Source organism: Acinetobacter sp. A2, from assembly GCF_048537555.1.
Lineage (GTDB): Bacteria > Pseudomonadota > Gammaproteobacteria > Pseudomonadales > Moraxellaceae > Acinetobacter.
On record NZ_CP183239.1, the window covers coordinates 1,568,303 to 1,592,100 of the forward strand.

Here is a 23,798-nt window from a genome sequence, read left to right on the forward strand (position 1 = left end):
AGAATCCACAATTGTCCTGTTCCTTAAAATGTAGTCAAACATAGTCAAGGACTAATTCGCACTCTGTTAATGTCTTGTTGCCAAGCGTGTAACTAGAGCCTGAGTCGGTCAGTTCCGACTTGTAGCGGTCAGTCCGTTCTTGCAATATACGCTTTACAGTTTTGTAAGGCGTATAACGACTTATCTCATTGTCGTTTAATCTTGCAAGCACGTTTCTCGCAGCATTCCAATCAGCTTGCACAACTTCCCCATTGAAACGGTGAAAACGATCTCCCTTACGTGTACCTATTAAAAGGCCATGCAAGAAAGAATCACTTTGCGAAGTATATGCAGAATTGACTAGATGCACCGTAGAACCTCTACGGTGAGATATACCTGTTAGGGCATTAGCTAACAAACCTTTAGCCCATGTATTTAAGCGTCTATTGGTGTTTTTGCCATAGTTGCGTTTACTTTGAATTGGGGATGTTAAATCTTCCGCAACAATCACTTTGGCTTTATCAACCAACTTGTGAGTTGCTGTAAATATTAATGTTTTGAGCTTTGCTTTTTGAGTATCTTGTCGCTTATCTAGTTTTTTTCGACCTAGATTATTTAACTCAATTTTCTGTTTCTTGTGTGGTTTAGCTTTAGCAATCGCTCTGAGCTTGTTTCTGTGCTTGTACTTTTGATTTAAATAATCTGATTCACTTGAGATCAGCTTGCCTAGACCACTCCCATATACACCGCCATCAGAATCTACAAAGGCTTCTGAATAGCCCTTATCAACACCAACAGTTTCTTGACCACAATCTTGAGTTTCAACCGCATCATAAGTGGAATGAACTTCGATATTTTCATTCCGAAGAACAATCCTTAACGTACCTTGCGGTGCAAATTCCATAGTGGTGTTTAGTGGAACTTTAATAGTTTGTCGAGGTACTAGGCTTGGTACTTTAAGCCAACATTGACCGTTTAACTCAAAGGTTTTACACATATCAGCACGTACAATGATTTGATTGTGCGTGTGATTCACACCATGCCGAAAATGCTTACGCATCTGACGATGGAGGAAATTATCTGTTGTCCATTCATCTTTTTTTAGCAGCGTATAGAGTCTTTTACGTTCATTGTCGCAAGTCGTACGTTTGCGAATAGCTTGTTTGACCTTTTCCTTGGCAGCTTCACGATAGGCTTTAATATCACCCATACAGTCACGCAGGGTTTCTTTCCACGCATTTGCAGATACACCGAAGTTGCGACCTTCTTTCATCCACGCATCACGAATAGCCCTGTCACTGATATTTAAGCCTGCAACAGCACCATATTTAGCCCAAACTTCACTGCGAATACGACCAAGTAAAACAGCTTGTTTCTCAAGCTGTTTGTACTTTTGCACATTCAAGTTTTTACAGTGATGAATGCGTGTTAATTTCACAAAGTCATGCCTAGGTTAAGGGATTGGATAATCAATAGATATGGATGCTAATATACCAAGACACTCACCTAAAATACAAAAGATAATCATTTAAATCTCTAATAAATACCCACCTTGCCACTACTGAATCGACATAGACAAAATGAGCACTTATGCAAATATTTGTCTATATTTTTAGTTATAGTTAATTACTCTCTTTTGGAGAGTCAGAGATTGGAAAATTAAAACGTCGCTAAAATATCTTTCAAAGTTTGACGAGGATTCTCAGATTTGGTAATTGGACGACCAATCACCAAATGCGTCGAACCATCTAGCATGGCTTGTTTTGGTGTGACAATGCGTTTTTGATCATCAGCGTTAGCACCTTCTGGGCGGATACCTGGCGTCACTAAGGCAAAATCTTGTCCCAAAGTATCACGCAACATTTTTGCTTCTTGTGCAGAACATACTACCCCATCTAAACCACTATCTTTTGTGAGTTTAGCCAATCGCTGCACTTGCTCAAACGGCTCAATATCTAAACCTAAGTCTTTTAAATCTTCACGCCCCATAGATGTCAATACAGTCACCGCAATCAGTTGTGTTTGGTAATTCCCCGCTTTTAAACGCTCCACGCAGGTCTCCATCATTTTTCGGCCACCAGAGGCGTGCACATTGACCATCCAAATACCCAAGTCAGCTGCAGCACAGACCGCTTGCGCAGTTGTGTTTGGAATATCATGAAATTTTAAATCCAAAAACACTTCAAACCCTTGCGCATGCAAGGCTTTAACTACACTTGGACCTTCATGGGTAAATAACTCTTTACCAACTTTTACTCGACATAATGCAGGATCTAACTGCTCTGCAATGGTTAAGGCGTCATATTGGCTTTTAGCATCGAGGGCAACAATGATACTCAAGAGAATTACCTATGAATTAGACAAATAATGCTTATTATAAAGTGATTCGCATGAGGCAGATAGTCAAAAGACAGCTCAAATCTGATCATAAGTGGAATAGATGACTATAAAAATATAAGCATAAAAAAACACCCCAAAGTAAACCTTGGGGTGTTGCTTTTAAATTAACTTAATTTGCTAATTTAAAGGGCATTAGAAGAACGGTCTTCTGTATGCACATCTAATACTGTTTTTTCATGGCGCGTATGTGCAGCAGCTTCAGCAGCAGCCAGTTGAGCTGCATGAATTTGCTCTTTACGCAGATGTTCAATGTCTTTACGTAGTCGCTTAATTTCCCAACTATTTTGGAATACACGGAAAACTTGCACACCCAACAACAGTCCCAGCACTAAACCAAGTGCTAACGTGATTAGTAGCAATAAGCCCAAACGCATAGCAGGTACTTGGGTAAACAACAGATCCACTGAAAGTTCAGTGCCGTTTTGCAAAACCAGTGCCAGAGAATATCCAAATAGAATAACTAAAATAGCGACGAGAACGTAACGCATAAACACCCCTAGGAATTTTATTTATTTGCCGATTCGTTTACTGCATCACGTAGTGCTTTACCCGGCTTAAAATGCGGTACAGCTTTAGCCGCAACTTCTACAGACTTACCTGTTTTTGGGTTACGACCTACACGTGGTTCACGGTGATGCAATGCAAAACTACCAAATCCACGAATTTCAATTCGGTTATCTGCCGATAGTGATGCAATCATTTGATCTATCATTATCTTAACAGCTTCTTCCACCAATGGCTCAGCCAGATGTGGATTTTTCAAAGCAATTCGTTCTATCAAGTCAGACTTATTAAGTGCTTCAATAGTCATCTGCGACCTCTTTAATTATCAAGCTACTTTTACCTAAAACTGATAATAACCTGTTTAAATACAAAACGGTAGCGTAATAATTGAATACTACGCTACCGTTTACAGTATTTGTGTAAAAAGTATTAGTTAATTTACATTAACAATACAGTTTACCCGCAACTTAGTTGCCCATTTGAGCTTTGATCAAATCACCAATAGTCTTAGGACCATTGTCTTGACCGCTAGCTGCTGTTTTCAAGTTAGCAACTGCTTCTTTCTCTTCAGCTTCGTCTTTCGCTTTGATAGACAAGTTGATAGAGCGAGATTTACGATCTACGTTGATGATTTTCGCTTCAACTTCTTGACCAACTTCTAAGAACTTAGTTGCATCTTCAACGCGATCACGGTTGATTTCAGATGCTTTAAGAGTTGCTTCAACTTCGTCAGCTAACTTAACAGTTGCGCCACGAGCGTCAACAGCAGTTACAGTACCTTTAACCAAAGCACCACGTTCGTTAGCAGCTAAGAAATCGTTGAATGGATCGCTGTTCAATTGCTTGATACCAAGGCTGATACGGTTGCCTTCAGCGTCTACAGAAAGGATAACCGCTTCAACAGTGTCACCTTTCTTGTAGCGACGGATAGCTTCTTCGCCTTGCTCGTTCCAAGAAATGTCAGACAAGTGAACCAGACCATCGATACCGCCTGGTAAACCGATGAAGATACCGAAGTCAGTGATTGACTTGATAGTACCTGAAACTTTTTCACCTTTGTCGTGGTTCTTAGCAAACTCTTCCCATGGGTTAGCACGAGTTTGTTTGATACCAAGAGAAATACGACGACGCTCTTCGTCAACTTCAAGAACCATAACATCAACTTCATCACCAATCTGAACAACTTTAGACGGGTGGATGTTTTTGTTTGTGTGGTCCATTTCTGAAACGTGAACTAAACCTTCAACGCCTTCAGCGATTTCTGCGAAACAGCCGTAGTCAGTTAAGTTAGTTACGCGAGCTTTAACGATAGAACCTTTAGGATAACGGCTCATGATCGCTAACCATGGATCTTCGCCTAATTGCTTAAGACCTAAAGATACGCGGTTACGCTCTTTGTCAAATTTAAGTACTTTAACAGTAACTTCTTGACCCACTTCAACCACTTCTGATGGATGCTTGATACGTTTCCAAGCCATGTCAGTGATGTGAAGAAGACCATCAATACCGCCAAGGTCAACGAATGCACCGTAGTCAGTAAGGTTCTTGATTGTACCAGTAACAGTTTGACCTTCTTCAAGCTGAGCAAGAAGTGCTTCACGGTCAGCTGAAGATTCAGCTTCCATCACTGCACGACGAGATACAACAACGTTGTTACGTTTAGCATCAAGTTTGATAACTTTGAACTCTAACTCTTTGCCTTCAAGGTGAGTTGTGTCACGGATAGGACGAGTGTCTACCAAAGAACCTGGTAAGAACGCACGAACTGGACCGATGTCTACAGTGAAACCGCCTTTAACTTTACCAGAGATAACACCAGTAACGATTTCGCCGTCTTCAAAGATTTTTTCAAGTTTAGTCCAAGTTTCAGCACGTTTCGCTTTTTCACGTGATAAAACAGTTTGGCCCATACCGTTGTCAAGTGCTTCAACAACAACATCAACGGTGTCACCAACTTGAACCTCAAGTTCGCGTTGTTCGTTTAAGAATTCAGCGCGGTCTACAACGCCTTCTGATTTAAGGCCAGTATCAACTGTTACCCAGTCAGAGTCGATGCTTACTACAACGCCTTGGATGACAGCACCCTTTTCAACGTTGAGGTTTAATTCGCTTTCTTCAAAGAGGGCTGCAAAAGATTCGGTCATGATATACCTGATAAAGTCAGCGGTCTTGGATCAGACAAGGCCGGTTTAGTTAAGCGTCTACATAGTCCGTATAAAACTGATCAAGCTATGCGTTCGCTGAATATATTGGGTTCGCGCCTATTAAGCGTGGCTAATACCAAGCTTCTGATCGACATAAGCCGTCATTAATGCAAATACTTCATCAATGTTCAGTTCAGAACTATCAATGATGTAAGCATCATCTGCCGGCTTAAGCGGAGCAACAGTGCGCTCCATGTCACGTTTATCGCGAGCTTGGATATTCGCTAAAATGTCGCTTATTTTAGCATCCAGCCCCATACCCTGCAACTGTTTTACACGTCTTTGTGCACGTGACTCCGCCGAAGCCGTTAAATAGATTTTGGCTTGCGCTGCAGGAAAAATACTGGTTGCCATATCACGCCCATCTGCCACCAAGCCTGGTGCTTGGGCAAAAGCGTGCTGGCGGGCAAGCAATGCGATTCTTAGTTCTGGCACAGCTGCCACTTTAGAAGCATACTCACCTACACGTTCAGTACGAATAGTTTGGCTAACATCTTCACCATCCAGTAGCACTTGAGTTGCATCTGATTGGGTTACAAATTGAATGTTTAAGTGTGTTGCGATGTCGATGCACGCTTGCAGCTCTGTATCTAGACGATCTAGCAGATTTTGCTTATGTAAAGCCAAACCAAGTAAACGATACAATGCACCTGAATCAAGCAAATGAAATTGATAATGCGCTGCCAGTTTTGCAGCTAAGGTGCCCTTACCTGAGCCACTTGGGCCATCAATGGTAATAATTTGAACGGTCATGATGTTTCCGTAATGATTTAGAGAGATTTGGCCAGTTTAGACAAGCCAATTTTAATTGCAGTTTTTAGTTGAGCCAAAATAGCCTTACTCACAAATGGCACACGAGTTTGCAACTCAATGCTGTAGGTCACCAAAGTTTTATTATCAGCCATATCCTGAAATTCAATTACCCCCAAATGATGTTTGATCAATGGGTTTTTAATGATTTTATATTCAATACGCTGATTCGGTTCGAGCAAAGTAATTTGCTCCTGCAAAGGCTTAATTGGCCCAATACCCATGCGACGTACAGAACCTACTCCATCAGGGCGCTCAGGGTCAGCTGAATCTTTCACACGTACTACCTGCATAGGCGCAAAGGCAATGTTATATGTCGCATGTTTAGACAGTAATTCAAAAACCTGCGACACAGGCGCATTAAATTCTTTTTTGATTTGAATGGCATTCATGGTAAGACCTGAGAATAAATTATTAAATGATCTGTCATTCAGTTTAACGCAAATCAGCAGTAAAACTCAGGTTTGCTTTTGATCATCTAGGTCATTTATTAGCTGTTGCTGCTTTTGTTGTTTCTTTTGTGCACGACGCATTTTAAAAAAATCACTTAACTGACTCGAGCATTGTTGCTCTAAACAACCTGATTGATATTCAAAAATATGATTGTAATAACCCGATTCTAAAAGCTTTCTGGCACTGATTAATGAACCCGCTTTGGGTTCTGTCGCGCCAAACACTACCCGTTTAATTCGCGCATGAATCAATGCCCCCACACACATGGTGCAAGGCTCTAAGGTGACATATAAGGTTGCGTCTTCGGGTAAACGATAGTTTTTAATATTGGCGCAAGCAGCACGAATAGCCACAATTTCAGCATGTGCAGTTGCATCATGTAAAGAAATAGGTGCGTTATAGCCCGCACCGATCACTTGATTTTGACTCACAATCACTGCACCCACAGGAATTTCTCCCTGTGCCGCAGCCAATGCAGCCTGCGCATAAGCAAGCTGCATCCAATCTTCATCACTATAGTGTTGTTCTGACATTCAAATAACAGCGAAATAGAATGAAAAATTAAATAATTTCGTATTGCTTTAACAATTCATTCCAGCTTTCAATAGTGGTCACAGGTGGATTATCTACAAAAATATTTTTGAGATTAATCTTGCCGTTTTGTTGCCATGCAGGTGCCAAGTCTTTATCAACTAAACGCGCACGCACACCTTCTACAAAATCTGCGTGACGGATTTTCCAGTCAGAAATTTGAGTTTCTAGTTCAAATACTTCATTCCAAGAATGAACTTGTTTACCCCATTGCCATAACAACCAAGTTAAAGCCGCTGTGGTTGGTGAACCTTTTTGCAGATTTTCGCTGGCTTGACGCAACCAGTCACTACGCGCATCACTCAAACCAATAATCGACTCATAGTCACTTTCAAAACTCACACCACGGCACACACTTTGAATCACATCTAAAGAGTTTTGCAACGGCCCTGGGCCTACAGGACGATGCATACTGTTCAAGGTGTCATCAATGGCACGGAAGTCACCTGCTGGGTAATGATTCCAGTCAATATTAATGACTTTATCTAACACTGCTGCACGCTGCGCATCACAAATATGCGTTGCCCAACCAATACCATAGGCACCCGCTGCAGTCATGATTGAACCTGTTAAACCAGTGAACAAACCAATCGCACCACGGTCTGCCAAGAAGCGGGTTGCACCTACATCTGGGTACAAGCCAATATTAATTTCTGGCATCGCTAAACGTGAATATGGTGTTACCAAACGGAATGGCGCAGCCATGAAGAGACCTAAACCACCGCCCATCACATAACCTTCACCCCAAACCAACACTGGCTTGGCATAGTTATGCAACAACAAGTCCAGTGCATATTCTTGCTCAAAGAATTTATTGGCGGTTGCAACTTCATCATTAATAACCAACTGGCGTAACTTACGCACATCACCGCCTGCACAAAACGCTTTAGGTGTAGTTGAATCCAGCCAAATTGCTTTCACGCTGTCATCGGTATGAAAGTCTTCAAATACTGCCAATAATGCAGAAACAATTGATTCATCCAAAGCATGCAATGATTTTGGGCGATTCAAACGCACAATGCGCCAGCCATTTTTTGCTTCTTCTACAATTAAATCTGGGTGGTATTCTTTTGAAATGGGAGAATGTGTCATGCGTCCAGCTGCCAGTCTATAGGCTCAATGCCATTTTGTTTAAGATAATTATTTGATTTTGAAAATACTTTACACCCAAAAAAACCACCACGATTTGCTGCCAGTGGCGATGGATGTGCTGCCTTCAATATCAGATGTTTATTCGGATCTATACGTTGTCCCTTACGTTGTGCATATGCGCCCCATAAAATAAACACAATATGCTCACGTTGTTGATTTAACACATCAATCACATGATCTGTAAAATCTTCCCAACCCTGCTTTTGGTGCGAGGTTGGTTGTCCTGCTTGTACAGTTAACACACTGTTGAGTAACAACACCCCTTGTTCCGCCCAATGGGTTAAATCGCCGTGGCGTGGAACAGGTATACCTAAATCTGTATGTAACTCATGGAAAATATTACGCAAAGATGGGGGTAATGCAACCCCTCTTTGCACAGAAAAGCTGAGTCCATGCGCTTGATTTGGCCCATGATAAGGGTCTTGCCCAATAATAACCACTTTCACCTGATTTAAAGGGGTGGTATTTAAAGCGTTAAATATCAGCGAACTTGGTGGATAAATCACCTTATTCTGTTGTTTTTCTTGCAACAAAAACTCACGTAGCGCATCCATTTGAGGACTTAATAAAAATTCAGCCAAGCTGTATTTCCAACTGTCATCCAACTGGACTTTGTTTAAGCTCGCATATTGCTGCTCAGTAAAAGACATGCTTGTATCAATCCTTGTAGATGTCTAATGGTCTGGTTTAAAGTTTGACTTGTAACTCAACATTAGGGTTTTGAAACTTCATCCCCTGTTTTAATTTTTCATACATTTGAGGGTCTGACCACTCTGCCTGCACTTGATCAGAAAAATGGATTTGCGCTAACTGCAACTCACCCATTTGTGCATTTTCAATATCTTCTAAAAAGCTTTGTGCATAGCCTGTATCTGTTTCATGCACAATCACAGAATAGACCTCTACATCACCTTCCCCATTTTGTGTGATGGTCGATGCCAATACCTGCTGTGCCAAATAAAAGAAAATGCGAGAAAACTGCTCTGCCGATGGTGACACTGGCAAAGAGACCCAACGTGCACTAAATTTTTTGCAGGCCTGAATATACTCAGGGTCATCATGTTCCCAAAAACAAATTGCATGATCAAAGGCATCATATAATTCTTTAATAACACCTTTGAGTAAGCCAAAGTCATACACCATTTGGCCATGATCAAGTTTTGAAGCTTTCAGTAACAATTCTACTTTATAGCTATGACCATGAATCGAGCGCTTGCAACGGTCTGAAGTGCAATTACGCACAATATGCGCATTTTCAAACTTAAATAACTTACGAATTATCATGTGTCGTTAGGTCATCACAATATTTGGGGGATATTCCTTATAATTATAATGCAAAACGTGAACAATAAGCTAATTTTAGCCCTCAGATTGCCTGACAATAACAGTATTTAAAGATGCGTTCTCATGTCAATTTGAGCTAAGATCAAAAGCTCATCAATGCTCACCCAATTAAAAAGGTGTCAAACTTCGATATGCCACATCAACCGTTTTCTCACTACGTACCAATTCACTACTAAATTGTCGTTTACGCTCGCTCAACACCACCTCTATTTTCGCTTTAAAATAATTGGATTGCACACCCAGCAAACCTGAAAACTCGTTACGTATTGATGCATCTACATTCTGAAAGTCTTCCAACTCCCACAACGCATTCACATTACTAAAATGTTCTAAGTTGGCATTGCGACGGTCTAATAAATTTTGTATAGCAGCAACATCCAGTTTTTCATCTAAACTTGCCAACACTAATGCTGGTGCAGTATTGATGTTGATGGTCGTGTCACGTTTTGGCAATGCACTCACATAAGGCGTAAGTAACTGGTACTTAGCACCCTCGAAACCTCGGACTTGTTTTAATTCTTCAACACTGTGAAATAAATTATTGGGCGGCAAATATGGCAGCGGCAAACCTTGATAATAACTTGACTCTGCACCCATTGCGCCACTCGGCTCATCATCTGGGTCTTGCCAGTCAATCACCGCTTCACTCAGCTGCGCAGGCAAGCCCACCCGCTGCAACAATTTTTCAAAATACTTTTTCGCTTTTTCATTGATCTGATTTTCAGGTGTCAGCAAACTATTTAAATTAAATTTACCCGACTCATCTTGTAGCACACCTGACACATAGCCATCTTCGACTGGAAATGGTGGCATTGGTTTCGCCCAGTTTTCTTGTAAATGATCGACCTGCCCTGCATTTTTAGCATCATCTTGCAGCAACTCTGAAAAAAATACTTCAGCACTTTTGGCATACAAAAGTGCCTGATTTTGTCGCATTAAATAAGCAGTATTCTCACTGGTATACATTTGTCGTTTAGCAATGGTCGCCGCCAAAATTGTAGCTAAGGCAACCAACATCAAAATCGTAATCAAGGCTATACCTTGCTGTGATTTGATAATGCGTGAGGTCTGTGTATGTTGTAAACGCATGGCCGCCCTTTGTCTTTATTTATTTTGATTATTTTTATTTAAAAAATCGGTCTGTAATAAACTAAAAACCCATTCATACTGCACATCACGCACAGTCAAATTAATTTTTACGCCTTTGGGTAAAAGTCGAAGCTGCTCGGTTTGGTTTGGATTGATCGGGTTTTCAGGCCAGCTATTTAATGTTTGAGGATTTAATACCACTATTTCAAACGCATCGACCTGATCCAACAACACGCTTGATTCAGGCTGGTCATGCCCTGTTTGATGCAAATTACGATATTTTAAACGATACACCTTTTTTTCATCGGCACGATATTGATATTCGACACGCTCATTCGGTGAAATACCTTGTTGCAAAGGATCAGTCACACCTGTTTTACTATAATTAAAACGTCCACTCTGTAAGACCAATGCAGGTTGTTGTTGCCCTTTTACATTCGCAGCCAAAGGCACAGCCTGTAAGGTATCACGTAAAATTTGCTGATAGCTTTCCTGCAACTGCTCCAAATTGGCTTCATGCATGGCATTACGGTCTTTGACTTTAGATAAATAGTCAAACACCTTCCAACCCAATGCAGACAGCACAGCAAAAATGGCAATCGCAACCAATAACTCAACTAGGGTAAAGCCTTTTCTTGCACTCATGGGTTTTGCTCACGTGTATTAAAAAACACCAAAGACGTTACCCCTGCTTCAACCTGTCCAGTGTCTGTATTATATAAACTGATTTGAATATCCACACGCTGTACATTTGGGCTAATGGTTGCTTGTGTGGACTTGTCAATTTGCCAAGTTTCTCCCTGCTGGGTAACCTGTTTTGACTCTGTACCACTTAACCATTGGCGATTCATTTCCATAGATGCTACTTCATTCAAGGCCACAAATTGTGCCTTGGTTCTTAAAATAGCGTTTGCGGTAGATTGAGTGTACTGCATGGCTACTTTGGTCATGGCCATGGCAGCCGTTGCAAAAATTGCCAAAGCGACCATCACTTCAAGCAGTGTAAATCCGTTAACTTTCATGGATTTTCCCTAAATGATCGACTTCAATTTCCGCACCTACAGGGCGTTGTTCAAAATAAAATTGAATCCGCACAGGTTTGGCTTCACCATTACCCAGCCAAATCAAGGCAGGCGCATTACTTTGCAATAACTCACTCTGATTCGCTTGCGGATAATTTTGCTCTAAAGATAAAATTTGGATAGAAACTTGTTCAGGCAAAGTTCTCGTTTTAAATTCTGTATAAGTTTGCCATTTTTGATTATTTTGCAGGCTTAATTGCTGCTCTGAAGCGTAAGGCTGATATTCCAACACCTCATAGCGTGCAGGAGAAACATCGGTTGCGGTATGCAAATTTAAAGCAAAAATACGTGCTTGATCATTGGCTTCACGGTTCAGTTGACGCAAATCCAATAAAAACACTTCCCGTGCCTGCATGGCTTTACGCTGATCGACACCACCAATATTCATTAAAACCAGTGATGCCATGATTGCCATAATCACAATCACCACCATCAATTCAATGAGCGTGAAACCGCGTACCGAAGACAGTGGAGTGTTCATATTTTAATTAGGTCAATTGTTCAAAAGACTGTGCTTGTTTTGGCATAGCCAAAGCCTGATCAATATAGGCCACGCGTAGAGTATCCCGCGAACCCAAATAACGCTGATAAAAGCTTGAGTTTAAAATAGCTGCCGCACCATGCGTCAACGCCCAAATGGAAGCTAAATAGTCACGTACTTCCATGTGACTATGAATAGATTCTAAATATTGTTCAGTCATGCGGATAATAATGCGTAATCGGCTTTTACGAACTTGATAGAGTTCACTAAACAACAAGCCAATGCCAACACCTGTGGTAGAAAGACGCTCTTCAATTTGATGAAAAAGCACAGTGCGCTCAGGATGATGCAAGTGATGCAGCATAAAAAAAGCTAAATGCTCAGGAAACTGCTTTTCAGCATCTTTAATCATTTCTAGCAACATGCGCTCATTACGAATAATGAGCAACATATACAACTCATCTTTACTTTGAAAGTGTTTATATAGAGTCCCTTTGGCCAAATCCAGTTCTGCTGCCAAAGCATCAAGGGTCATTCCTGCTTCACCATTTTCCAAAAGCAATTGCTCTGCCACTTGGAAAATTAACGTTTCTCTTGCTCGAAACTGAGCCTGACGATCCATCTTCACCCGATAAACTCTCTTTTCACTATTCTATCAATTAAAATTTTTCATATTTCACGTGGACATGCGCCACATTTACACACATCCAGCGTGTAAATTAATGTCCTTTGAGCAGGTTTTCAAAGTTTTGTGTTGTTATGAAAGCCATTTCCTCTAAGGACTTATCATATACATCACTTAGGGCTTTGGCTACATACGGAACGTATTTTGGCTCATTTGTCTTACCGCGATATGGCACAGGTGCCAAATATGGGCTGTCTGTTTCAATAAGCACACGATCTAAAGGCACTTGTTTCGCCACATCCCGCAAATCTTGTGCATTTTTAAAAGAAACAATGCCTGAAAATGACACATAGTAACCGCAATCTAGCACCGCTTTGGCAGTTGCCCAATCTTCAGTAAAGCAATGCAAAACGCCATGGGTCGATTTTTCGGCACGGATGATATCCACTGTGTCTTGCTTGGCAGCGCGAGTATGCACTACAACTGGTTTCTTCACAGCTTGCGAGGCATGAATATGGCGCGCAAAACAGGCTTTTTGCTCCGCAACAAAATCAGTACTATGAAAATAGTCTAGACCTGTTTCCCCCAAAGCCCAGACTTTGTCTGCTTGTGCCAAAGCTATCAGTTGTTCTGTGGTAGCTCGTGCCATATTTTCTGCATTTTCACAGGGATGTACACCAACGCTATAACCTACATCAGCATGACGAGCTGCAATTGCAGCCAAGGCAATATGATCGTCTAACTCAACCGAGATGCCCATTATTTTAGAGACACCTGCGAGACGTGCCTGTGCAATTGCTGCATCTAAGTCACCATCATAAGGGCTTAAATCCAACATGGTTAAATGACAATGTGTATCTACAAACACGATTTTTTCCTAAAAGCAAACTACCTACATAGTGTAACTTGTACGGTTGTCAGACTTAAGCCCCGCAAGGATTCTTTCGGCTTCTGATTTGTAATAAACGCCTTTTTCACCACTGAGCTGAATGCCAAAGCCCTGCAATTTGATACCATTTTGCTTTTGGGAAATCCAAATCACTTTGCCTGTTAGGGGAATTTTTTGTGATTGCTCAGGTAAAGTCGCGAGTACAAAAATTTCTTCGCCCATTTTTACAGGTTGTTTTGAGGGTACAAATAAGCCACCGCCTACAACGTATGGCATATAACTTAAATATAGCGTTTCAAGATCAGGAATATTGGCCTGAATAATACCGCCCATACGTGGTTGCATGATGTTCCCCTTAAATATTCATTAACTTAATACATAATTGATCAAGCACCAGATTACTTTGCACGTTTTGCTCAAGCATTGGCTTGGCTTGCTGTAATTCTGCATATAAACCAAACAAACTTTCCAAGCCATATTGTTCGGCTAAATGCTGCAAAGCAGTGCTTAAATCTAGATTTTTAATGCTTTGATTTAGCTTGACACAAATTAAATCACACAACAAGTATTCAAACATCTGACTAAAATCAGGAAAGCTCAGCGCTTTGTTCCATTTTGTTGCGATTGCCATTGGCATATTCTTTTGAGTGACCAATCTATACCAGTCTTTAAGAAAATCTGTACGTTGCTCAAGCCATGCTGCCTCTGCTAACGCTAAAGCCTGCAATGGCATGTGATTGGACAGATTCATCAACAATTGTTGCTTAGTTACATCCAAATCGGGTAAATGCTGCTGCAAATATACTGTAGCTTGCGCTGAATCAATTCGGTCTAAAGCAAAATGCTGTAAACGACTGCGAATGGTTGCTGGTAATTTAAGATAATGATCTGCCAGCAAAATAATCACAATGCGATCACCCGGTTCTTCGAGGGTTTTCAGCAAGGCATTGGATGATGCAATATTTAAGGCTTCGGCAGGTTCAATCACAATTACCCGCCAACCATCTACCGTTTGTTGGACAAAAGGTAATAAATCACGGATCTTCTCGATCTTAATTTTCGCGTTTTGTTTTTTATTCTCTTCATCGGTGCTGATATAGACATAATTTGGATGTGTATCTGATTTTAACCACTGACAACTACTACATTCACCACAAGGCTGTGATTGCACATCACGCTGCTGGCACAAAATCCATGCTACAAATTGTTGTGCAAAGGCTTCTTTACCACAACCCTGCTTACCAAAAAATAATAAACCATGCCCCATTTGGGGAAATCGACCAGTCAGGTTTTCCCAAACTTGTTGCTGCCACGGATAAACGTGTCCAATTACATCATGCTGCATGGTGGGCAATTCACTTATTCAAAATGGGCAATATCCATTGCATTTAATCGGTCTAAGTCTGCCTGCGTATCCACCCCAGGTGGTAAATTCGCTTCTGCTACAGCAATAGCAATACGATGGCCATTTTCCAACACACGCAACTGCTCTAAACTTTCCAATTTTTCCAATGTGCCCATTTCCCAAGTCACGTATTCTTGTAACAACGCTACACGGTAAGCATATAAACCTAAATGACGATAGGCATGTGCATGCAATTTCACTTCCGCTGCTTTTGCACCATCACGGTCATAAGGGATTGTGGCACGACTAAAATACAAAGCCTGATTGTGCTTTGACATCACCACTTTCACAATGCTATCACGAGTGAATTCATCTAGTTGCTGAATCGGCTCACACAGCGTAGACATAGAGCACTCGGATTGATCTTCAAGTAACTGTGCCACTTGTTTCACCAACTGTGCAGGTAAAAGTGGTTCATCACCCTGCACATTCACAATAATATCGTTTTCATCCCAACCTTTTATACGTGCCACTTCACTTAAACGGTCTGTACCAGAGGGATGGTCTGCCGAGGTCAGCACTACATCAACTCCTTCGGCACGACATAACTCAGCAATACGAGCATCATCGGTCGCCACACACAAGTCATCAAAACCTGCCACTTTTTTAGCCTGATCGACCACACGTAAAATCATGGCACGACCATGAATTTCCAACAAAGGTTTGCCTGGTAGACGTGAGCTGGCATAACGTGCAGGGATAACAATGTGCTTCATAATGTTCCTTCAGGCAGGTTTAAACCTAATTGTTTCAATTGTTGATGTAAGGTGACATAGCAGGCCGATGACAACACGGCCTCTACAGGCACGACCCAAATTTCACGCTGAAAATCTGGATATTGCTTTAACAATGCCAATAATTTCACTGCATCTTTTTCTGTGGTAATGATCGGTTGCGAGTCTTCAAACTGCAAATCGGTAATTTCATAGTCATGGTGATCTGGAAATTCGTGACATTGAAACTGTGTCACCCCCATCGACTCTAAAGTTCTATAAAATCGTTGAGGAAAGCCAATACCAACCACCGCATAAAAACTTTGGGTCGGGTCAAAAATTAGTTCTTGTTCAGGATGCAACAAATACGGTGCAGCCACTGCGAGATGCATATTTAAGTTCGAGTGCGGTTGTGCTGCATGTTCAATCACGGTGGCATCATCCAAACGTGATTTTGGTTCTCGCAAATAACCTTCAGGCAAAATTTTCTCGTTACCCAATCCACGGTTATTATCTAAAACAATCCATTCTAGTTGACGGTTTAAAGCCAAATGCTGCAAACCATCATCACTGATAATCAAGTCTAAATCATGCTGTTCAAGCAGTAGCTCAATACTTTTTTGACGATTTGGCCCTACAGCCATCGGCACACCTGTTGATTGCACAATCAAGGTTGGCTCATCGCCTACTGCCTCAACATCGGCATCAATACCTACATAGGCTGGAAATGGACCTTTGCCGCCATAGCCCCGACTGATCACGCCAACACGTACATTTAGACTTTGCAGATATTTCACCAAGTGAATCAGTAAAGGGGTTTTACCACTACCACCAACAGTAATGTTACCAATCACCATGACTGGTACGGGCGCGGTATAAGCCTTTTTAATACCTGAACGATATAAATTTTGATTCAATAAACTCACGCCACGATACAACATCGACAACGGTCTAAGCACAACCAGCCATTTGGCTTGTTTATGCCAAGCGTCCTGAATGAATTGTACCAAAGACATGAGTTAATGTTCCTCAAAATTACGTTGATGCAACTGAAAGTATGCACCTTTTCGCATCATAAGCTCTTGATGTGTACCTTGCTCTAGAATTCGTCCCTGATCCATCACCACAATACGGTCAGCATTTTCAATGGTAGATAAACGGTGTGCAATGACAATGGTCGTACGGTCTTGCATGGCTGCATCAAATGCACGCTGAATAAAATATTCAGATTCATTATCTAAAGCACTGGTGGCTTCATCTAAAATTAAAATTGGTGCATTTTTTAAAATAGCACGGGCAATGGCAATACGTTGTCGCTGACCACCTGACAAGTTCAATCCTTGCGCACCCAATGGTGTGTCATAGCCTTGTGGTAAAGCCATAATAAAATCATGTGCATAGGCGGCTTTGGCTGCAGCAATAATGGCATCATCACTAGCACCTTCAAGCTGACCATAGGCAATATTTTCTCGTACCGTGCGGTTAAACAACACCACTTGCTGATTAACCATGGCGATTTGTGAGCGTAGGCTATTTAACTCAATATCACGAATATCTTGCTGATCAAATAAAATTTGCCCTGAGGATGCTTCCTGAAAACGCACCAACAGATTGACCAATGAAGTCTTGCCTGCACCAGAACGCCCCACTAAAGCGACCGTTTCACCTGCTTTGACATCTAGATTAAAGTCATGAATAGCATGATGACCATCTGAGTACACCAAATTGACATTCTTAAACTGTAGGTTGCCCTTTAGGTTTGGCGTGAGCGTGCCCTGATTATCTTCTTCAGACATATCTAGCAGTTCAAATACTGAATGTGCTGCAGCCAAACCGCGCTGTAATTTTTCATTAATATCGGTCAAGGCTTTAATTGGTTTACTGAGCATACCAGCCGCAGTGATATATGCTACAAACTCACCTGCTGAAATATCACGCAAAATTTCAGGTCGTAATGCAATCCAAATAATAATGGCCAATGCAATCGACATAATAAACTGCACAACTGGGCTGTTCAGTTGTTGTACAGCCACCATCTTTAGACCACGACGTAAATTTTCTAAAGAGTTTTCCTTAAAACGGGTTTGTTCATAGCTTTGACCACCAAAGCCTTTCACCACCAAATTGCCATTTACAGTTTCTTGCACCACATGGTTTACATCACCCATGGTGTCTTGTACCTGAATAGACAAACGGCGCATACGTTTTGCTGCTTTACGAATCAGCAAACCAATTAATGGACCAAACACCAAAATACATAAGGTCAAACGCCAGTTGGTGTACAGCAAATACCCCAACAAACCCAAAGTAATTAAACCCTGCTGTACCAAAGTACGCAGGGACTCCGTAGAGGCAGCGGTCAACTGTTCTACGTTATACATAATTTTGGCCGTAATATGGCCACTGGTATTATCCAGATAATACTGTGCAGGCAGCCGCAGCAGTTTCGCAAAAACTTCCTGACGAATATTAAAGACCAAATTACGTGAAATCACCGCAGTAAAGTATCCTCCAATAAAGGTGCCTAAACCGCGGAAAAACATTAAAGCAATAACTAAAAGTGGAAAAAGTGTCGTAAACGACTGGTCTCGCTCCTGAATGGCGTTAATAATTTTCTCTAAGAGTTTTGCCACCGAAACTTCTGTGGCTGCATTGATGGCAAAACCAACAATGACCAGAATAGCCAAACCCCAAAAAGGGAGCAAATATCTCAGAAGACGGCGGTAGACCTGTAAATCCTTCTTCACTAATAACCTCGAGTTGGGACTTTCGTACTGATATTGATGTTGACGAAACCAAGTTGTCCTGCGACATCCATCACCCGAATCACATCCTGATGGCTTGCTTTGGCATCTGCAGCAATAATAAACATTAAATCACGACGATCTTGCGAAATTTGTTTAATTGCTGTGTTTAAGTCTGCCACTTCTTTAGTAGAAAGTGCCTGACCATTCACAGAGTAATGCCCTGTAGAGTCGACCACCACTTCAATTTTATGTTCATAGGATTTTGGTGGAACACCCTGCGCTTCAGGCAAGGTTAAATTCATACGGCTAAACTGGTTAAATGTGGTCGAAAGCAATAAAAACACCAAGATAAACAATAAACAGTCAATCATTGGTGTCAAGTTAATATGAATATCTTCGACTTGCGAGCGTTTGAATTTCATATCTTCACCCTAGCTAACTTTCTTCACATCTTGCGCATTCAACTTAGGTTCAGCCTGAGTAAGTGGTTTTTGATGAAAAAGTCCTGCATGAAATAAGGTCGATTGCTGCTCTAATTCCGCAACATACTCTTGCACCAAACGCTGAAAATAACGATAGGCAAATAACGCAGGAATTGCAATTAACATCCCCGCCGCAGTAGTAATCAAAGCTTTAGAAATCCCTGGAATCATGAGTGTGGGATTGCTTGCACCCACATCAATCACTAAAAATGATTCAATAATTCCAAGCACTGTACCTAACAAACCCAATAATGGCGCAACAGCACTGAGTGTCCCTAAAAAATTAATATTTTTTTCTAAATACCCAATTTCTTGTGATGCAGTCGCTTCCATTTGTGCACGTGCATATTGTTCTGATTGTTGTTGGTTACGCGCTCCCGCAACAAAAATACGACCTAGGGTACTGTTTTTTAAGCTTTCATTTTGGTTTAACTGTTGCAACACTGTAGACAAACTCTGTCCACGGTTTAATAACAGTGCATTTGGCAACACGCCAGCACGCTTTAAACGCATAAAACGCTCAATGGTGATGGCAACGGTAAATACCGAGCACAACACCAACGGCAGCATGAGCCAACCACCTGCTTTTACTAATTCCCACATTCGTTTTTCCCCAATAAATACGAATTAAAATTAATCGGACAGGCAAATATTTAAAATGCCATCCAACTCTTCCAGAGAGTGATAGCTGATGACCAATTTGCCTTTGCCCTGCTTGTTATAATCAATTTTTACATCTGCACTAAAGCGCTCAGACAAACGCTGTGTGAGTTGTTGAATATCGGGAGCAACCACAGTTTTAGGTTTTTCTTGTTTTGGTGCATTGAAATCACGCACCAATTGCTCTGTTTGTCGTACCGATAAATTCTTTTCAATCACATGCTGGGCAACTTTGAGCTGATCTTTGGCTTTTAAAGTTAAAATCGCACGTGCATGCCCCATATCCAGCAAACCTTGCTGCATCAAATCTTTTACTGCATCGGTCAAAGTCAATAAACGTAATAAATTACTGACTGTAGTACGTGCTTTACCCACTGTTTCTGCAATTTCCTGATGACTTAAACCAAACTCATCATGAAAACGCTGTAATGCAAGTGCCTGATCAATTGGGTTTAAATCTTGACGCTGAATATTTTCAATTAACGCCAAAGCAATTGCCACCTGATCGGTCAGGTCACGCACAATTGCTGGAATTTCGGTTAAACCTGCCAATTGCGCTGCACGCCAGCGACGTTCACCTGCAATAATTTCATAAGGGTGCTGTTCATCGTCAATTGGACGAATCACAATCGGTTGCATCACACCATGTTTTTCAATGGATGCAGCCAGCTCCTGCAAATCTTGCTCATGAATAAAACGACGTGGTTGGTATTCACCACGCTTTAATAAATTAACATCTACCTGTTTTAGCTGACCATGATCTAAGGCTTGTACTTCGAGTTGTAATTTTTCTTTTTGGATCGATCCTAACAAGGCATCCAAACCACGACCTTTGGCTAATCCGCGTTTTTTTGTGGTCATGCTTTACTTCCTTTTTTCACTTTGCTTTTTTTCAACATTTCAGCTGCTAAATTTAGGTAGGCAACCGCCCCCTTAGAGCTTTTTTCAAAATAAATGACAGGCAGGCCATGAGCTGGGGCTTCTGCCAAACGCACATTGCGTGGAATTACGGTATCGTATAATTTTTTGCCAAAATAATGTGACAATTCTTCTGATACATCACGAGTTAAGGCATTACGTGCATCATACATGGTGCGTAGCACACCAATAATTTCCAAATCAGGATTTAAGGCTTGCTGAATACGGTCGATGGTTTGGGTTAAATCGGCTAAACCTTCCAAAGCATAGTACTCACACTGCATTGGAATCATCACACTCTGCACAGCAGCCAAAGCATTCACCGTAATTAAGCTTAAACTTGGCGCACAGTCGACAATAATATAATCAAAATCTTTTTCAACTTCCTGCAAAGCATTGCGTAAAATAAATTCACGTCCTTCTTGCTCGGCAATGACCAGTTCAACCCCTGCCAAATCACGATTGGCACCCAGCACTTTATAGCCAACTTCTGCTTTTGTAATTGCTGTTTCAATAGGTACTTCACCCAACAACACATCGGTCACAGAATAGAGCAAATCATTTTTTTGAATACCCGACCCCATGGTGGCATTGCCTTGCGAGTCCATATCAACCAATAAAACGCGCTTTTTCAAAACAGCCAATGATGCTGCCAAATTTACTGCGGTTGTGGTTTTGCCTACACCACCTTTTTGGTTCGCAATCGCAATAATTTGTGCCATGATCACCCCAGTCCTTTGAAAAATTAAATACGTTTTAATAAAAGTAAATGACGCTGTTCGTCTAAACGTGGAACTTTGAGCTCGATAATTTCACAGCTAAACTCATCTTTCAATGCTTTCACTTCATCGGCAGGAACCAAACCTTTCATAGAGGCAATAATACTTTGTTCATGCATAAATGGTTTAGATGCTGCAACAAAGTCAGTTAAAGATGCAAAAGCACGACTGGTAATTACATCAAACTGACCTAGCTCACGAATGCTATCTTCATTTTCAACACGAGTTTGTACGGCAACTACATTTTTCAGTTTTAAATCAGCAATAAACTGCTTTAAGAAACGGATTTTTTTACCATTAGAATCTAATAGCACGCAATCACGTTCAGGCTGACATAAGGCAATGATCATGCCTGGCATACCACCACCTGTACCAATATCCAACAAACGACCGGCAGGCAAATCTCTTAAAATACTTAAGCTGTCTAGCAAGTGCTTCACTAGCATTTCTTTCGGATCACGAATTGCTGTGAGATTGTACGCTTTGTTCCATAGCACCAAAGCATCTTGGTATTTGAGTAATAAATTTAAAGCCTCATCACTGAGCTCTAAACCTAAAGCCTGACTACCTTGCTTGAGTTCCTGAAAAAACGAATGCATCACAATTCACATCTCGAAAAAGTTAATGGAAGTATACCGATTTATAGTTGCAGTCATAGGGGCGAATGCTTAGTGAATATGCACTTAAGCGTACACACCCTGCTGAATTTGTTGATCTAGTGCATTTAATCGCTCAGGAGTGCCAACATCCACCCAAACGCCCTGCAATTTCTGTGCAGAAATTTTTTCTTGCTGCATGGCTTGTTTCAACAATGGCGCTAGTGGACGCTTGCCCGATTCTAAACCAACAAACATTTGTGGATGCATCACCGCGACCCCACTGTAAGTCAGATTTTCACCTGACTGTGCTTGCTCAAAGGTATAAGCCTTATTTTCAGACAAGGTAAAATCACCTTGTGGATGCTGCACAGGGTTTTCAACTAAAACCAAATGTGCCAAAGCATCCTGCAGTTGTACATTCAACAAAGGTGCGAAATCCATCGTGGTCCAAACATCACCATTCACCAATATAAAAGGCGCATTGCCTAATAATGACAGCGCATTGATGATTCCGCCTGCGGTTTCCAAGCCTTCACCTTCATGCGACCACAAAATTTTCACACCAAATTGCGAACCATCACCCAAAGCATCTGTGAGTTTTTCACCTAGCCATGCGGTATTAATGACAATTTCCTGCACACCAATTTTTTGCAATTTTTCGATGTGCCACACAATTAAAGGCTTACCACCGACTTCCAATAATGGCTTAGGCGTATGCAGTGTTAAAGGACGCATACGATTACCCATGCCCGCAGCAAGAATCATGGCTTTCATTTAAGCAACCACCTCATACTGACCATATTTAGCCGTAAATTTTGGCATTACTATATTGTGAATGAATTGCATAAATGGTTGTAATTCAGGATACGGTTTGCTTTCTTCAAGCAAATACCACATTACTCTTGGTAAGTCTTTGAGATAACCCGACTTACCATCACGTTCAAACAGACGCACAAAAATACCTAAAATTTTGATATGGCGCTGAATTGCCATCATATCGGCATCTTTTTTAAATTGTTCAAAGTCACGATCTTGCTTAGATGCTGTTGGCAACAAGTCATAGAACATTTTAAACCAGCGATACACACGCTCAGCATTCCACTGCACATAAGCATCGCGTGTAATTGAAATCAGGTCATAAGTGTCTGCACCAATCACAGCATCCTGAAAATCAATTACTCCTAACTCGGCATCATCATTAATTTTCATTAAGTTACGACTATGAAAATCACGATGCACAATCACTTGTGGCTGCGCCAAAGCAGCATTGGCCAAAATCGCAAATGTACGTTTAATTAATGCACTTTCTTCAGCCGTTGGCTGAATCTGTAAAGCGGGCAATAACCAGTCGGTGAGTAGCTCCATTTCACTGACCAACTTGTCATACGAATATCCAGGGAAATGTGCCGCACCATCAATCGCTTGTAATTGAATCAGTTGCTTAAAGCACTGTGCATAATAGTCATCTACTGTGTGTTCATTTAATAAGGTCGATAACAGCACATCGCCAAAATCTTCCAACAACAAAAAGCCTTGTGTCAGGTCTTTGGCCACAATTTTGGGTACACGCACAGCATTGGCAGCAAAAAATTCATCAATCGTGACAAAAGAACCACAATCTTCTTTTTCTGGTGGTGCATCCATGAGCATAAATGTTTTATTATTCAATTTGATTCGTGCGTAACGACGGAAACTTGCATCGCCTGCTAAAAAATGAGTTTCAAATTGATCTGAACCAAGTACAGATGTTATCCATGTTTGTATCAATTGTTCACGTTGTGTATTCATTTGCAATAAATTCTAATACAGGCTGAGTTTTTAAAGTGCTAAGTGTAGCTACTTCTGCGCTTTTTCTCTATGATGCGACAATAATTAATTGCGATTAAGCACTC

29 protein-coding genes are annotated in these 23,798 nt (G+C 41.2%); all 29 read right to left on the minus strand.

Going from position 1 to position 23,798, the window contains the following annotated elements; all coding sequences use genetic code 11:
* Positions 1–34: 34 nt before the first annotated feature.
* The 29 genes from ACNS8M_RS07390 to ACNS8M_RS07530 all read right to left on the minus strand — a co-directional run bounded on the left by ACNS8M_RS07390 (position 35) and on the right by ACNS8M_RS07530 (position 23,694).
* Complete coding sequence (locus tag ACNS8M_RS07390) at positions 35–1,417, minus strand: IS200/IS605 family accessory protein TnpB-related protein (RefSeq protein WP_419224671.1); 1,383 nt, start codon at positions 1,415–1,417, stop codon at positions 35–37.
* Positions 1,418–1,638: 221 nt separating this feature from the next.
* Positions 1,639–2,319: an orotidine-5'-phosphate decarboxylase gene (gene pyrF / locus ACNS8M_RS07395; RefSeq protein ID WP_419224672.1), complete on the minus strand. Its 681-nt coding sequence runs from the start codon at positions 2,317–2,319 to the stop codon at positions 1,639–1,641.
* A 182-nt stretch (positions 2,320–2,501) separates the two neighbouring features.
* Entirely contained in the window at positions 2,502–2,867 is a 366-nt protein-coding gene (locus tag ACNS8M_RS07400; protein ID WP_168419001.1) for a lipopolysaccharide assembly protein LapA domain-containing protein, read from the minus strand.
* A 17-nt stretch (positions 2,868–2,884) separates the two neighbouring features.
* Complete coding sequence (locus ACNS8M_RS07405; protein ID WP_168419002.1) at positions 2,885–3,190, minus strand: integration host factor subunit beta; 306 nt, start codon at positions 3,188–3,190, stop codon at positions 2,885–2,887.
* 160 nt (positions 3,191–3,350) lie between these two features.
* Positions 3,351–5,027, minus strand: coding sequence for a 30S ribosomal protein S1 (gene rpsA / locus ACNS8M_RS07410; RefSeq protein ID WP_168419003.1), 1,677 nt, complete (start codon positions 5,025–5,027; stop codon positions 3,351–3,353).
* A gap of 120 nt (positions 5,028–5,147) precedes the next feature.
* Entirely contained in the window at positions 5,148–5,840 is a 693-nt protein-coding gene (gene cmk / locus ACNS8M_RS07415) for a (d)CMP kinase (RefSeq protein ID WP_419224673.1), read from the minus strand.
* Between the two features lie 17 nt (positions 5,841–5,857).
* Positions 5,858–6,289, minus strand: a complete 432-nt coding sequence (locus tag ACNS8M_RS07420) for an SRPBCC family protein (protein WP_168542463.1) — start codon at positions 6,287–6,289, stop codon at positions 5,858–5,860.
* Between the two features lie 66 nt (positions 6,290–6,355).
* Complete coding sequence (gene tadA, locus ACNS8M_RS07425) at positions 6,356–6,883, minus strand: tRNA adenosine(34) deaminase TadA (protein ID WP_168460259.1); 528 nt, start codon at positions 6,881–6,883, stop codon at positions 6,356–6,358.
* A gap of 28 nt (positions 6,884–6,911) precedes the next feature.
* Complete coding sequence (locus ACNS8M_RS07430; RefSeq protein WP_168419007.1) at positions 6,912–8,033, minus strand: enoyl-CoA hydratase/isomerase family protein; 1,122 nt, start codon at positions 8,031–8,033, stop codon at positions 6,912–6,914.
* Positions 8,030–8,743: a uracil-DNA glycosylase gene (gene ung, locus ACNS8M_RS07435; protein ID WP_168419008.1), complete on the minus strand. Its 714-nt coding sequence runs from the start codon at positions 8,741–8,743 to the stop codon at positions 8,030–8,032. Before ung ends, ACNS8M_RS07430 begins: the two co-directional genes overlap by 4 nt.
* Before the next feature lie 37 nt (positions 8,744–8,780).
* Entirely contained in the window at positions 8,781–9,377 is a 597-nt protein-coding gene (locus ACNS8M_RS07440) for a 6-pyruvoyl trahydropterin synthase family protein (RefSeq protein WP_419224674.1), read from the minus strand.
* A gap of 168 nt (positions 9,378–9,545) precedes the next feature.
* A complete protein-coding gene (gene gspK / locus ACNS8M_RS07445; RefSeq protein WP_419224675.1) occupies positions 9,546–10,526 on the minus strand; it encodes a type II secretion system minor pseudopilin GspK in 981 nt (326 codons plus the stop codon).
* Positions 10,527–10,541: 15 nt separating this feature from the next.
* The gene (gspJ, locus tag ACNS8M_RS07450) at positions 10,542–11,171 is read right to left on the minus strand and encodes a type II secretion system minor pseudopilin GspJ (protein ID WP_419224676.1); all 630 of its coding nucleotides are present in this window, start codon (positions 11,169–11,171) and stop codon (positions 10,542–10,544) included.
* Complete coding sequence (gene gspI, locus ACNS8M_RS07455) at positions 11,168–11,548, minus strand: type II secretion system minor pseudopilin GspI (RefSeq protein ID WP_419224677.1); 381 nt, start codon at positions 11,546–11,548, stop codon at positions 11,168–11,170. The genes gspJ and gspI overlap by 4 nt, the downstream gene beginning before the upstream one ends.
* A complete protein-coding gene (locus ACNS8M_RS07460) occupies positions 11,538–12,089 on the minus strand; it encodes a pilus assembly FimT family protein (protein ID WP_419224678.1) in 552 nt (183 codons plus the stop codon). The genes gspI and ACNS8M_RS07460 overlap by 11 nt, the downstream gene beginning before the upstream one ends.
* Before the next feature lie 7 nt (positions 12,090–12,096).
* Positions 12,097–12,711 (minus strand): TetR/AcrR family transcriptional regulator, encoded by a 615-nt coding sequence (locus tag ACNS8M_RS07465; RefSeq protein ID WP_168419013.1) that lies wholly within the window; start codon positions 12,709–12,711, stop codon positions 12,097–12,099.
* 97 nt (positions 12,712–12,808) lie between these two features.
* Positions 12,809–13,582 (minus strand): TatD family hydrolase, encoded by a 774-nt coding sequence (locus tag ACNS8M_RS07470; RefSeq protein WP_168542455.1) that lies wholly within the window; start codon positions 13,580–13,582, stop codon positions 12,809–12,811.
* Positions 13,583–13,606: 24 nt separating this feature from the next.
* Positions 13,607–13,948 carry a PilZ domain-containing protein gene (locus tag ACNS8M_RS07475; RefSeq protein WP_168419015.1) on the minus strand — a complete coding sequence of 114 codons (342 nt, stop codon included), beginning with the start codon at positions 13,946–13,948 and terminating at the stop codon, positions 13,607–13,609.
* A gap of 10 nt (positions 13,949–13,958) precedes the next feature.
* On the minus strand, positions 13,959–14,948 hold the full coding sequence (locus ACNS8M_RS07480; protein ID WP_419224679.1) for a DNA polymerase III subunit delta' C-terminal domain-containing protein: 990 nt from the start codon (positions 14,946–14,948) through the stop codon (positions 13,959–13,961).
* Between the two features lie 14 nt (positions 14,949–14,962).
* The gene (kdsB, locus tag ACNS8M_RS07485; RefSeq protein WP_168419017.1) at positions 14,963–15,724 is read right to left on the minus strand and encodes a 3-deoxy-manno-octulosonate cytidylyltransferase; all 762 of its coding nucleotides are present in this window, start codon (positions 15,722–15,724) and stop codon (positions 14,963–14,965) included.
* Positions 15,721–16,737 carry a tetraacyldisaccharide 4'-kinase gene (gene lpxK / locus ACNS8M_RS07490; protein ID WP_419224680.1) on the minus strand — a complete coding sequence of 339 codons (1,017 nt, stop codon included), beginning with the start codon at positions 16,735–16,737 and terminating at the stop codon, positions 15,721–15,723. Before lpxK ends, kdsB begins: the two co-directional genes overlap by 4 nt.
* Before the next feature lie 3 nt (positions 16,738–16,740).
* On the minus strand, positions 16,741–18,468 hold the full coding sequence (msbA, locus tag ACNS8M_RS07495) for a lipid A export permease/ATP-binding protein MsbA (protein WP_419224681.1): 1,728 nt from the start codon (positions 18,466–18,468) through the stop codon (positions 16,741–16,743).
* Positions 18,468–18,890, minus strand: coding sequence for an ExbD/TolR family protein (locus ACNS8M_RS07500; RefSeq protein ID WP_168419020.1), 423 nt, complete (start codon positions 18,888–18,890; stop codon positions 18,468–18,470). Before ACNS8M_RS07500 ends, msbA begins: the two co-directional genes overlap by 1 nt.
* 9 nt (positions 18,891–18,899) lie before the next feature.
* A complete protein-coding gene (locus tag ACNS8M_RS07505) occupies positions 18,900–19,553 on the minus strand; it encodes a MotA/TolQ/ExbB proton channel family protein (RefSeq protein ID WP_419224682.1) in 654 nt (217 codons plus the stop codon).
* Positions 19,554–19,583: 30 nt separating this feature from the next.
* The gene (locus ACNS8M_RS07510; RefSeq protein WP_168419022.1) at positions 19,584–20,471 is read right to left on the minus strand and encodes a ParB/RepB/Spo0J family partition protein; all 888 of its coding nucleotides are present in this window, start codon (positions 20,469–20,471) and stop codon (positions 19,584–19,586) included.
* Entirely contained in the window at positions 20,468–21,250 is a 783-nt protein-coding gene (locus tag ACNS8M_RS07515; protein WP_168419023.1) for a ParA family protein, read from the minus strand. Before ACNS8M_RS07515 ends, ACNS8M_RS07510 begins: the two co-directional genes overlap by 4 nt.
* 23 nt (positions 21,251–21,273) lie before the next feature.
* Positions 21,274–21,906 carry a 16S rRNA (guanine(527)-N(7))-methyltransferase RsmG gene (gene rsmG / locus ACNS8M_RS07520; protein ID WP_419224683.1) on the minus strand — a complete coding sequence of 211 codons (633 nt, stop codon included), beginning with the start codon at positions 21,904–21,906 and terminating at the stop codon, positions 21,274–21,276.
* An 84-nt stretch (positions 21,907–21,990) separates the two neighbouring features.
* Positions 21,991–22,680 carry an N-acetylmuramate alpha-1-phosphate uridylyltransferase MurU gene (murU, locus tag ACNS8M_RS07525; protein ID WP_168542443.1) on the minus strand — a complete coding sequence of 230 codons (690 nt, stop codon included), beginning with the start codon at positions 22,678–22,680 and terminating at the stop codon, positions 21,991–21,993.
* A complete protein-coding gene (locus ACNS8M_RS07530) occupies positions 22,681–23,694 on the minus strand; it encodes an aminoglycoside phosphotransferase family protein (protein WP_419224684.1) in 1,014 nt (337 codons plus the stop codon).
* Positions 23,695–23,798: the final 104 nt, after the last annotated feature.

Excerpts from the sequence above, each read along its gene's own strand:
- ACNS8M_RS07400 (WP_168419001.1), bottom strand. The coding sequence starts at position 2,867 with ATGCGTTACGTTCTCGTCGCTATTTTAGTTATTCTATTTGGATATTCT.
- ACNS8M_RS07405 (WP_168419002.1), bottom strand. The coding sequence starts at position 3,190 with ATGACTATTGAAGCACTTAATAAGTCTGACTTGATAGAACGAATTGCT.
- rpsA (WP_168419003.1), bottom strand. The coding sequence starts at position 5,027 with ATGACCGAATCTTTTGCAGCCCTCTTTGAAGAAAGCGAATTAAACCTC.
- cmk (WP_419224673.1), bottom strand. The coding sequence starts at position 5,840 with ATGACCGTTCAAATTATTACCATTGATGGCCCAAGTGGCTCAGGTAAG.
- ACNS8M_RS07420 (WP_168542463.1), bottom strand. The coding sequence starts at position 6,289 with ATGAATGCCATTCAAATCAAAAAAGAATTTAATGCGCCTGTGTCGCAG.
- tadA (WP_168460259.1), bottom strand. The coding sequence starts at position 6,883 with ATGTCAGAACAACACTATAGTGATGAAGATTGGATGCAGCTTGCTTAT.
- ACNS8M_RS07430 (WP_168419007.1), bottom strand. The coding sequence starts at position 8,033 with ATGACACATTCTCCCATTTCAAAAGAATACCACCCAGATTTAATTGTA.
- ung (WP_168419008.1), bottom strand. The coding sequence starts at position 8,743 with ATGTCTTTTACTGAGCAGCAATATGCGAGCTTAAACAAAGTCCAGTTG.
- ACNS8M_RS07440 (WP_419224674.1), bottom strand. The coding sequence starts at position 9,377 with ATGATAATTCGTAAGTTATTTAAGTTTGAAAATGCGCATATTGTGCGT.
- gspK (WP_419224675.1), bottom strand. The coding sequence starts at position 10,526 with ATGCGTTTACAACATACACAGACCTCACGCATTATCAAATCACAGCAA.
- gspJ (WP_419224676.1), bottom strand. The coding sequence starts at position 11,171 with ATGAGTGCAAGAAAAGGCTTTACCCTAGTTGAGTTATTGGTTGCGATT.
- gspI (WP_419224677.1), bottom strand. The coding sequence starts at position 11,548 with ATGAAAGTTAACGGATTTACACTGCTTGAAGTGATGGTCGCTTTGGCA.
- ACNS8M_RS07460 (WP_419224678.1), bottom strand. The coding sequence starts at position 12,089 with ATGAACACTCCACTGTCTTCGGTACGCGGTTTCACGCTCATTGAATTG.
- ACNS8M_RS07465 (WP_168419013.1), bottom strand. The coding sequence starts at position 12,711 with ATGGATCGTCAGGCTCAGTTTCGAGCAAGAGAAACGTTAATTTTCCAA.
- ACNS8M_RS07475 (WP_168419015.1), bottom strand. The coding sequence starts at position 13,948 with ATGCAACCACGTATGGGCGGTATTATTCAGGCCAATATTCCTGATCTT.
- ACNS8M_RS07480 (WP_419224679.1), bottom strand. The coding sequence starts at position 14,948 with ATGCAGCATGATGTAATTGGACACGTTTATCCGTGGCAGCAACAAGTT.
- kdsB (WP_168419017.1), bottom strand. The coding sequence starts at position 15,724 with ATGAAGCACATTGTTATCCCTGCACGTTATGCCAGCTCACGTCTACCA.
- lpxK (WP_419224680.1), bottom strand. The coding sequence starts at position 16,737 with ATGTCTTTGGTACAATTCATTCAGGACGCTTGGCATAAACAAGCCAAA.
- ACNS8M_RS07500 (WP_168419020.1), bottom strand. The coding sequence starts at position 18,890 with ATGAAATTCAAACGCTCGCAAGTCGAAGATATTCATATTAACTTGACA.
- ACNS8M_RS07505 (WP_419224682.1), bottom strand. The coding sequence starts at position 19,553 with ATGTGGGAATTAGTAAAAGCAGGTGGTTGGCTCATGCTGCCGTTGGTG.
- ACNS8M_RS07510 (WP_168419022.1), bottom strand. The coding sequence starts at position 20,471 with ATGACCACAAAAAAACGCGGATTAGCCAAAGGTCGTGGTTTGGATGCC.
- ACNS8M_RS07515 (WP_168419023.1), bottom strand. The coding sequence starts at position 21,250 with ATGGCACAAATTATTGCGATTGCGAACCAAAAAGGTGGTGTAGGCAAA.
- rsmG (WP_419224683.1), bottom strand. The coding sequence starts at position 21,906 with ATGCATTCGTTTTTTCAGGAACTCAAGCAAGGTAGTCAGGCTTTAGGT.
- murU (WP_168542443.1), bottom strand. The coding sequence starts at position 22,680 with ATGAAAGCCATGATTCTTGCTGCGGGCATGGGTAATCGTATGCGTCCT.
- ACNS8M_RS07530 (WP_419224684.1), bottom strand. The coding sequence starts at position 23,694 with ATGAATACACAACGTGAACAATTGATACAAACATGGATAACATCTGTA.